General features: G+C 59.0%; 10 protein-coding genes and 1 pseudogene. 6 read left to right on the top strand and 5 right to left on the bottom strand.

The features are described from left to right. Positions 1–324: 324 nt before the first annotated feature. Together AC4FIJ_RS15990 and AC4FIJ_RS15985 are read left to right on the top strand one after the other, a co-directional pair. Positions 325–1,875: a mechanosensitive ion channel family protein gene (locus AC4FIJ_RS15990; protein WP_490337634.1), complete on the top strand. Its 1,551-nt coding sequence runs from the start codon at positions 325–327 to the stop codon at positions 1,873–1,875. 51 nt (positions 1,876–1,926) lie between these two features. Further along, positions 1,927–2,763, top strand: a complete 837-nt coding sequence (locus tag AC4FIJ_RS15985) for a hypothetical protein (protein WP_490337633.1) — start codon at positions 1,927–1,929, stop codon at positions 2,761–2,763. An 18-nt stretch (positions 2,764–2,781) separates the two neighbouring features. Here AC4FIJ_RS15985 and AC4FIJ_RS15980 read toward each other — a convergent pair whose 3' ends face one another. The 3 genes from AC4FIJ_RS15980 to AC4FIJ_RS15970 are packed head-to-tail and all read right to left on the bottom strand — an operon-like array spanning position 2,782 to position 5,087. Beyond that, positions 2,782–3,651, bottom strand: coding sequence for a bile acid:sodium symporter family protein (locus AC4FIJ_RS15980; protein ID WP_490337632.1), 870 nt, complete (start codon positions 3,649–3,651; stop codon positions 2,782–2,784). Between the two features lie 36 nt (positions 3,652–3,687). Continuing rightward, entirely contained in the window at positions 3,688–4,320 is a 633-nt protein-coding gene (locus tag AC4FIJ_RS15975; protein WP_490337631.1) for a hypothetical protein, read from the bottom strand. Further along, a complete protein-coding gene (locus tag AC4FIJ_RS15970; protein ID WP_490337630.1) occupies positions 4,317–5,087 on the bottom strand; it encodes a DUF2092 domain-containing protein in 771 nt (256 codons plus the stop codon). The genes AC4FIJ_RS15975 and AC4FIJ_RS15970 overlap by 4 nt, the downstream gene beginning before the upstream one ends. 390 nt (positions 5,088–5,477) lie before the next feature. Between AC4FIJ_RS15970 and AC4FIJ_RS15965 the strand changes: the two genes are divergently transcribed. Continuing rightward, a complete protein-coding gene (locus AC4FIJ_RS15965; protein WP_490337629.1) occupies positions 5,478–6,107 on the top strand; it encodes a YidH family protein in 630 nt (209 codons plus the stop codon). On the opposite strand, the gene AC4FIJ_RS15960 is transcribed toward AC4FIJ_RS15965, so the two are convergent. Next, positions 6,096–6,464, bottom strand: coding sequence for a DUF1622 domain-containing protein (locus AC4FIJ_RS15960; RefSeq protein WP_490337628.1), 369 nt, complete (start codon positions 6,462–6,464; stop codon positions 6,096–6,098). The two genes, AC4FIJ_RS15965 and AC4FIJ_RS15960, sit on opposite strands and share 12 nt — an antisense overlap. A gap of 745 nt (positions 6,465–7,209) precedes the next feature. On the opposite strand from AC4FIJ_RS15960, the gene AC4FIJ_RS15955 reads away from it, so the two are divergent. Together AC4FIJ_RS15955 and AC4FIJ_RS15950 are read left to right on the top strand one after the other, a co-directional pair. Continuing rightward, entirely contained in the window at positions 7,210–8,133 is a 924-nt protein-coding gene (locus AC4FIJ_RS15955; protein ID WP_490337635.1) for a formylglycine-generating enzyme family protein, read from the top strand. A gap of 211 nt (positions 8,134–8,344) precedes the next feature. Further along, positions 8,345–9,178, top strand: coding sequence for a sensor histidine kinase (locus tag AC4FIJ_RS15950; protein WP_490337627.1), 834 nt, complete (start codon positions 8,345–8,347; stop codon positions 9,176–9,178). Here the strand turns inward: AC4FIJ_RS15950 and AC4FIJ_RS15945 are convergent. After that, positions 9,165–9,578 (bottom strand): LuxR C-terminal-related transcriptional regulator, encoded by a 414-nt coding sequence (locus AC4FIJ_RS15945; protein WP_490337626.1) that lies wholly within the window; start codon positions 9,576–9,578, stop codon positions 9,165–9,167. The two genes, AC4FIJ_RS15950 and AC4FIJ_RS15945, sit on opposite strands and share 14 nt — an antisense overlap. 104 nt (positions 9,579–9,682) lie before the next feature. On the opposite strand from AC4FIJ_RS15945, the pseudogene AC4FIJ_RS15940 reads away from it, so the two are divergent. Beyond that, positions 9,683–9,976: pseudogene (locus tag AC4FIJ_RS15940) on the top strand (transposase); the annotation flags it as partial.

Below are 9,976 nucleotides of genomic sequence, written 5' to 3'. Positions count from 1 at the left end.
AACAAACGATCTCTCGATCAAACGAAAGGGGCCGGAGAAATCCGGCCCCTTTTTTTGTCGCGTGGCCATTCGGCAGGCTGAAATGGCCGGTCGGCTAGGCCCGCTCCATATAAATGCCCCCGACGAATGGGGTATTACCCTTAGGGCGCCATTTCGGAATATCGGTGAAACAGACTTGCCTGCTCATTACGGAGGGAAGTCTTGGTTCATCGCACACACCGCGGTTCGGCGAAGCATCGCATCCCCTTGCTCGCCCTGATTTTCTGCGCCGTCATGCTCATGCTCGCAGTCTCCGCGACCGGACGGGCCGCGGCGTCGGAAGCCTTGACGGAGACCAGCGGCGAACCCGCCGAAAAAATCGAGGATCCCTTCGGCCGGGAATCGCCCCGCGCCATGCAGATCGGCCTATTCAACGTGCTCGGTTCGGGCGATGAATCGGATCTGGCCCCCTATGTCGAAGGCGCGAATCCCGCGTCGGAGACATCGCTCCGCCAGCTGCGTGCCTTTGCCGCCGCCCTCGACAATAGCGGAGAGCTGATTCCCCGACTGGGACTACCCATCGCTCCGGAAGGAAGTCTGACAGACGGCCTGGATCGGGATCTTGAAGAGATCGGCAGTCTATCGCTTGAAAGCGGCACGGTCCCGATCCTCGCCAGAAGGATCGAGACGGATGCGGGAACTGCGATTTGGCAGGTGTCGGCGGAAACGATCGACCAGGTTCCACTCGATAATTTTTCCGCCGCAGTCGACGACCCGGTCGAACCGGGACGCGGCGATATCATGTTGTTGGGCGCGCCCCTGTCCGCGTGGCTTTTCCTTGTCGGATTGGGGCTGGCCTTGTTCACGGCCATAGTTCTCGGTTTCAAGCTCATCATTCGCAGGCTTGGGCTCGACGATCAGCGCCATGCACATCCCGTTGCGGCCATCCTTCTCGCAGCGTTCCCGCCGATTGCCTTGATGGGGGTCTATCTGGTGCTGGAACGCCTGGCGATGCCGTTGGGGGCAGGCCTGGTGGAAAGGACCGCGATCGAACGCTACTCAGACATTGCCATGGGCTTCGCTACGGTGTGGCTGGCATGGCGTCTGGCTGGTGTGGTCAATCATCTGCTCAACCGCTGGCTCAGGCAGACGGACAAGCCGGCATGGATCGGCCTGTCGAACTTCGTCACGAGATTGTTCAGACTGGCGCTGGTCGTCGTCGCCGTGGCGACCTTTCTGGCAACCTTCGCCATCGATGTCACCACGGGCCTTGCCGCACTTGGCATCGGGGGTATCGCGCTGGCGCTTGGCGCTCGCAAGGCGGTCGAGGACATCGTCGGCAGTGTCATGATCCTTGCCGACAAGCCGGTTCGCATCGGCGACAGGTGCAGGATTGGCGGGATCGAGGGCGACGTCATCGACATCGGCATGCGGTCCACCCGCATCCAGACGCTGAGCCGCACCGTGCTGACCATCCCCAACAATGTCTTCGCGAGTGAGAGTATCGAGAACCTTGCGCTTCGCGACCGCTATTTCGTCGAGCAGAGGTTTCTGCTGCCTTACGATACCGCGCCGGACAAGATCGAACGCATCCTGACCGCCGCAAGAGAACTGCTGGAAGAGCAGGCGAGCTATATTCCCACGGTCTGCCCGGTTCGTTTCGAAGGTTTCACGCCATCCGGTTTTCAAATCCACATCCGCTGTCATTTGAAGGCGGAGACGTATGTGCAGGGCCATTTCGTCGAGGAAAGATTTCTTCTCGCTTTGCTCCGGCGTTTGTCGGGCATGGGCGTGTCGATTGCACCGGCGGCGCAGCGCGTCGAGTTTGCAGGTCGCCCCACATTCATGCGCGATGCGGTTGGGGTTTCTCCCGATATGAGGGAGGGCGGTGACTGATAGGATCGACGAAAGCCGGTTAACTCGGCAATGAAGAAGGGGAGCGGATCGATGCCGCGCAAAACGCAAAAGCGGGCGCTTTTCGGTTCCGGCAGCGCCATTGCGCTCGCCATGCTGGCCGCTCCGCAGGCAAGCGGACAAAGCCTCGACAATGATTACTGGATCAATGTGCAGGCCTATTACCCCAAGGTCGATACCAATGTCCGCGTGACGGCCGACATCGCCGATACGATCGGAACCGATATCGATCTGGAACGCGATTTGTCGCTGGACGATCGGGACATCCTGCCCGCCGTGACCATCGGATCACGGTTCGGCAAGATCGTCGTGGGGTTCGATTTCTACAAGCTAAACCGCGACGGTGTCGTCGAACTGGGCCGGGACATCAATTTCGACGACGTCACCTTCCCGCTGAATGCACGGGTCGAGAGCGGCTTCGACAGCGATGTCTACCGGCTGACGGTCGGCTATTCCTTTATCCAGCGAACGGACCTCGAAGTCGGAGCGGCACTGGGGCTGCATGCGACCGATTTCACGGTGTCGATTTCAGGCGAAATCGCCGGAAACGAATTCGAAGCCGAAAGCGAGGCGCGCCGTCGAAGCATTCTTGCGCCGCTTCCCACCGTCGGCCTGTACGGAACGTGGCGGATCGGCAGGAATTTCGAGGCGAACGGGCGCGTCGACTATCTGTCGCTCACCATCGACGATTACGACGGAGAGTTGATCAACGCGCAGGCAGGGATCAACTATTCCATCACCCGCAATATCGCGATCGGCGCGGCCTATCGCTATGTCAGGTACCGGATCGGGGTCGACAAGGAACTCTGGAACGGCCGTATGATGTACGAGCTAAACGGCCCGGCCCTGATCGCGCAGGCGAGTTTCTAGCGCGACGTAAAGCGCTATCTACGCGGCCGCGGCGTCAATACGCTGATGCTTGCCAATCATGCGCATGAACGGAATGCACACGATGGTGGCCACCAGCAGCGACAGCAGGATCGCGGCGGGTGCGAGCTGATTATCGGGGAACACCTGCGCCGCGATCGCCAGCGCAACACCCGGGTGCCGGGTCGATGACGCCAGCGCCAGAGTGGCCCGGTCGCCGGGATCAGATCCTCCCAGCAGATAGCCGGCCACCAGCCCCACGATCGCCATCAGCGCTAACGCCAGCAAGGCACCGTTGCCAATGACATCCAGCATGCGGGGGAAGATCATGATCAGCAGGCCCACTGTGGCAACGATCATCAGGATCAGCCCCAGCTTGCTTGCAATGCCGCTGATCCTCGTCAAAAGATTTTCGCCTAGCAATGGCGCGATTGCCACGCCCAAAATCAGCGGCACCAGGATCGTCACGATCAATGGCATCGCGATGGCCATAAAGCCGATCTGCGCGTCGAAATGGAAAATCCGCGATGCGATATACACCCCCAAGGGCGCGACCAATATCGCGACGATCGTGGCGCCGAACAGAAGACCGGTGACGTAGCACGCCCTTCCCCCGGCCTTGACCTGCTTTTTCGGCAGGATCGGCGGAATGGGCGAAAGGGCAATGGCGACCAAGGCAATCTCCACCGCGGGATCGAGATTGAAGATATAGCTGATCGCGATTGCGACGGCGGGAACGATTACGAACATGGCAGCAAAGGCGCCCAGCCCCAGCCGCCAGTGCGTGAAGAGATATCCCAGATCGGACGCTCTTGCGCGAAGCGAGATCGCGAACAGCATCAGGATGACGCTGAGCACGATCATCAGCTTGAGCGTCATGGCCAAGGTCATCGATCTCTCCGGAATCTGTTTGCAGGACGCCCAGTGTCAGCGTGGAGGGTTCACCACCACATATTGCACGGACGATCCATAATATTGCGGCTGATACCAAGTGTTGCCGCATTGCGAGTAGCTGATCCCGTTCACGATCACCGTGCTGCAATCGGGCGGAATGCTGGCGACGATGCTACCGATCACGGCCGCAGTCATGGTGACGGCCGCTGCCGTCGCCCATGGATGCCAGTCGTCATCCCAGTCGTCCCAATGATCGTGATGGTGGTGATGATCATCATACCGCACGTTACGGTCGACGTTGATGTTCACGTCGTTTCCGCTGACATTCGTGATCCGGTTGTTATTGCGATTGCGATTGTTGTTGTTCCGGTTCCCGCTATTCCGGTTGGGGTTACGGTCCCTGTTATGGTTGACGCTCTTCTTAGAGCTGTTGCGCGCTGCCGGTTTCGGTTTTGAAGGGCGACTGCGGTTGGCGCCGGCGCCCTGCCGTGTCTGGGCTCTTTGCTGCAGCGCCATGATCGAGGCCGCCTCCGTTTCGCCAAGACTGACCGGGCTGTCCTGATCGAATGCAGGACGAGACGCGTTCTCTTCCGCAATCGCGGCGATGGGGGCAACGATCATGAGGCCCGCGGCGGCGAGCGCGATGCAATGTCCGGGCCGCTTCATTGATCGTCTCCCATGGCATCCTCGACTTCCGCTATCGTAATGCGGTGTGCATCGGCGGGCGGGTTGAAAGCCAGCGAATCGGCAGGCACCGGCTCGGACAGATCCCAATGCAGGACAGAGGTGTATTGCGGCATGGCCGGATCGTCCTTGCTGGTGATCACGATCTTGCAGGGCAAAGGCTCTGGCCCTTCTTCTAGCCAAAGCTGCCAGTCCACGTTTTCCTGCCGGAACGCGTAATGGACGCACTGCCTGTCGCCGATCGTCTCGGGCAGGATGACCATGGCTTCCTGCACGCGGGCCCGGATGGTCTGGTCCGTTCCCCACGTAAACAGATCCGCCAGCGGAACCTCGATTCCGTATTTCGTGCGTGCCACGTCCAGCGTCTGCCCGATCGTCGGCGGCGCATCGAAGCTGGCGTAATAACCAAGGCGGGGCGCAAAGATGGTGAAGGTGCCGCCGTTGTAATACATCTCGCGGGTGCGGGTGTCGGCATCGGATACGACCTTGAATGCATCGGGGCGATGGACCGCAAGGTCGATATCGCCGCCGAACTGGATCTTCTGCCCGCCTTCCAGCACCACTTCGGTCGTGGCATCCGCCCTTACGCGAAACGAGACGAGCGTTTGCAGATAGGCTGCCATCTGGTCGAGCGCGGCAATCGCTACGGGATCGATCGGCGCAGGATCGGCCGTCTCCATGCCCGCCGTTTGGGCGGCTGCATCTTCAGCGGCAATCGTGGCCGCGCCGCATGCAAGCGCAGCGATCATCGCCATGCTCTTGAAGCACGCAGGTTTCGCCTTTTTCGACATTGAACACTCCCTCCTCTGAACCCGGTGGGCCACGGACATTGAGCCGACTATCGGACGGCGCAGTGCATCCCCCCATCGGGGAAAATGCTGATTGGCGACGATGGTGACCCGCTGTTCCGCGCAAACAGGTACGGAAGATGGAGAACGCGCGCAGTCTGGTGGTCTGACGCTAGCGTATTGGCAGACCGCTCCGACAAAACGCATCCGGCGCTCGGAGCCGGCGAGATTCAAGTCGCGTGCGCTGCGTTAGTCCGTAACTTCCGCAGGGTCCTTTGGGGGTTCGCCCTATTGTGCGAAGCGGGCTTAGCAGGAAGATGGCGATCTTTCTGAAAAGATGGAGTTGCTTCGATGGCCGACCCTACGCCCACGGATCCACAGAATGAGATGCCGCGGTCGGTATCGAGTCCAGTCCCCGACATCCCGGAGATCCGCGAAGATCAGAAGGGCGAGGCGTCGACGATCTACTCTCATTACCGCAGTGGACTTTCCCGCCACCGCACCCAGATGTCGGACCACCGGACCGACCTGTCGGAGCACCGCACGAGACTTTCCGACCGCCGCACAGAATTATCGATGCGGCGAACGGGAATGGGACTGCAGCGAACGCGGATGGGCGCGGATCGCACATTAATGGCCGAGATCCGGACGGCGCTCTCGCTCATCGGGTTTGGATTCACCCTATATGAAGCATTCCGCAGTCTGGGCGATAGCGGCGTATTGGCGGGCACCGTTTCACCGCGGAACTTTGGACTGGTCCTGATCTTGCTTGGCGTCGCCATTCTGCTTGGCGGAATATGGCGCCACGTCCAATTTGCGCAAGAATTGCGCGCGCGCCGCAAGATGATGATCGGCGAAGGCCTGATTCACGGCGATAGCGCGTATCCCGTATCGGTCAGCTTACTTGTCGCCATCGGTTTGATGTTCGTCGGACTGGCGGCCGCCGCCAATATCATCTTCGGCTTTCGCCTATTCGGATAGCTTGCGCTCCACCGCTTCGTCGTGCGGCGCGATCTCCGCCATGTCGCGTTCAAGAAAAAAGCTGAGGAAAGTCCGGATTGCGGCGATGGCCGCCAGCTTGCCGACGTCATCCCAGGTTGGAGCGATAGCCGTTCGGATGATGTCGGCACCCAGCGCGAATTCGAGCGCCAGGATGATCCACTGCGCAAAACGCATCCAGATCATGCGCCGCGTCGCGTGGCTGAACCGACCGAAACCGCTGCTGACAAGTTTCACCAACGCTTCAAGAGCGCCATACAGGACCAAAAGTGCGACGATCGCCTCGAGAAACAGTGCCGAGAATGAAGCGAGTTCAGTAAGAGCTTCTTCCAAAAACATGTCGTCACCCCCGGTTTTGCATGTTCAGCCTTTAAGTGGCAGAATATTGCATGAAGTGACCGCGCGCATTGGGAATAACCCCGAGAGCAACAGCTTCGCTACCCCGTCTCGGGTCGGAATACGTCACCGATACCAACGTAAAAACCGTATCGGGATCGATGAAGACAATGCCGCCCGCATGATGACACTGCATCGTGACAATGGCCTGTGGCGCAAGCCGGAGCCTGTCGAGGACAGCCCGTGACTATGCTTGAGCACTGTAATCAGGACAGTGGTCCGTTCCCGGGTTGCTGATTTGGCGGTAATCAGATCCATCTCGATCGCAGCCGCCAGACATTCGATATCACCCAAGCAGGACCGCCGTCTGCGCTCATGCTGCGATCATCGCAAAGCATGATCGACAGAAAACTGTGCCGCGTATCAATGGTCGGGCGACTCAAAGGCTTTAGAGCCAGAGATGACATCAACCTTGGCGAACACATGTCGTGGCTGTTTTCGGGCATGGATATCTTCGCATTAGAGCGCATGGCAGGCAGGCGAACGGTCCGCGCCAACGCCCGACGTCCGTCGTGTTTCGGTCTAAGGGTTTGCCCGGTAAGTTGACTGTGGACATTACTGATGGATCATCGCGGTCGAAGTGGCGAGAGTGCGCGAAACAAGGCGCCGTTTCAAAACCGAATGCAGGAGACTAGCCATGGCCAATCAGGCCGCATCCCCCATCGCCCGAAAATGCCTTACCGACGACATGATATATCTCGACGGCGGAAGCTTCTGGATGGGATCCGACGACCATTACCAAGAGGAGAAACCCGCGCACAAGGTGAAGGTTGATGGCTTCTGGATCGATCCCGCGCCCGTCACGAACCGCGATTTCGCCCATTTCGTGCAGGCGACCGGCCATGTGACGACCGCTGAAATCGCGCCGGACCCAGCTGATTATCCCGGTGCGCTTCCCGAAATGCTCTATCCCGCATCTCTGGTATTCGAGCCGCCACATCGGCCGGTGTCGCTGCGGGATTTTTCGCAGTGGTGGGACTACCGCGCAGGCGCGAATTGGCGGCAGCCGCTGGGGGACGGGTCATCGATAGAGGGGCTTGAGGATCATCCCGTGACCCATGTCTCGTTCACCGATGTTCAGGCCTATGCGCGCTGGGCTGGCAAAGAATTGCCGACCGAAGCAGAATGGGAATATGCCGCACGTGGCGGACTCGACCGCAGCGAATACGCCTGGGGCGACGAGCTGATGCCTGGCGGGAAAGCCATGGCGAATACGTGGCAAGGCGACTTCCCCAACGAGAACACGCTGGAGGATGGCTTCATGCGTACGTCACCGGTTCGAAGCTATGACGCCAACGGTTATGGCATCTACGACATGATCGGGAATGTGTGGGAATGGACTGAGGATTACTTTGCCGACGGACATTCCGTCACGAAAGGCAGTTCGTGCTGCGGCCCGCGGAATCCCAGAGGCGCTGCGCTGAAAGATAGCTATGACCCGGCCATGCCTGAGGTGCGAATCGCACGCCGCGTTCTGAAGGGTGGATCGCATCTGTGCGCACCCAATTATTGCCGGCGCTATCGACCCGCAGCGCGACATGCGCAGCCAGAGGATACATCGACTAGCCATGTCGGATTTCGCCTCGTCGTTAGACAGGAACCGACAACTTAACAAATGTCAGGAAAGGGCTGAACACGACGTCGCAAGTTTGTTACGAATTCATTTGACAAATCTGCTGCGTTAATTAGTCTCAACCGCTCATCCCCCTATATTTATTGCGAAAATCGACGGTTTGCATTTCCGATTGATCGTAAAGCAGTCTTAAAACCGAAATGATCGCGTCCTAGCTTTGCCTGGCTCTGAAGGTCGGTAAGCAGTAAGAATGTCGGGCAATTTCGCCGACCAATCTGCTTACAGCACGAGCGGAATGCAGGGACGCCGCAGGGGAAAACACATGCGTTCGAACAGCGAAGGCATTGTTACCAGCAATGCCCAGCCGATTGGAGATGTCTACATCTCCGATATCTCGATTTCGCCCACGACTGAACTGCGATTGCTGGAGGCGCGGGAGGATGAACGCAGGCAGATTGCCCGTGACCTCCATGACGTCACAGCGCAGTTGCTTCTGGAATTGGAGTTTGCCCTCAACACGATCAATAACGACGATGGCCCTCTTGCCAATCGTGCGATGGTCAGTGCGCACGACGTTATCTCAAAGCTTCAATCACAGGTTCGCTGTGTCAGCTATCTTTTGCATCCGCCCGAATTGTCACGTTACGGGCTGGAGCGGACACTCGAGTCTCTAGCTCTTGGCATGAGCGAGCGCAGCGGCATCGCGATCAATTTCCGATCGCGAGGATATCGCAATGACATTCCAAGCGAAACGCAAATGACCATGTTGCGTATCGCTCAGGAAGCCCTGATGAACATTTTCAAGCATAGCCAGTCCGACCATGCGGAATTTCACCTCTATTGCAATTGCAACTGGATCTGTATGCGCATCAGGGATTTCGGCATTGGGAGCCGAGCAAAGGCCGCGATCGAAAGCGGAAAAGGCGTCGGTCTGGCCAGTATGCGCGAACGCGTGGCATCGCTGGGAGGTGTCATATACGTAAGAGCGATGGAACGGGGAACGGCAGTGACGGCCTTCAGCCCGCTGTCATCAAACCGAGCCGGTTTGCCGAGATCAAAGCCCCAACTGGTTAGGGTTCAATGATGTGGTTGCGCACCGCATAGCGCACGAGGTCGGCTGAACTCTTGAGGTCCAGCTTGTGCATCGCGGCCGCGCGATGTGTCTCGACGGTCTTGATCGACAGATCGAGGATCGCGGCGATTTCCTTGTTCAGGCGGCCTTCCGCAATCAGCTGGACGATCTCGCGCTCACGCGGGGTAAGCGCGGTCGCCGTGGAATCGCGCGACGCCATTTCGATGAACCGGTCGAGCAATGTCTGCGACACGTTTCCCGAGAAATAGGGCCGCTTGACCGCCAGCGCCTCGATGGCCGAGATCAGGTGCTTGCTCGCATCCGATTTCAGCAGATAGCCGCGCGCACCGGCCATCAACACCTCGGCAAGGATATCCTCGCGGTCGTGCATGGTGAAGATCAGGATCTCCACCCGCGGCATTTCCTTCTTGATCGCGCGGGTGAGTTCCAGCTGACGTGCTCCCCTGAAATGTGACCGGTTTTTGGTAGAGTCCGACGCAAAGGAGTCGGACGATAATGAAGCGAAGCAGGTTCAGCGAAGAGCAGATCATCGCGGTTTTGAAAGAGCAGGAGGCTGGGATGCCGACGACGGAGGTGTGCCGCCGTCACGGGATCAGCTCAGCCACGTTCTACAAATGGAAGTCGAAGTTCGGCGGGCTGGAGGTCTCCGATGCCCGGCGGCTGCGGACGCTCGAGCAGGAGAACAGCCGGCTGAAGAAGCTGCTGGCCGAGGCGATGCTCGACAACGTGGTGCTGAAGGATCTGGCATCAAAAAAATGGTAACGCCCGGCGCGAAGCGGGAAGCCGTCG

The sequence above is a fragment of the Croceicoccus sp. genome (genome assembly GCF_983967925.1).
This window is presented reverse-complemented; position numbering and strand designations above follow the sequence as displayed.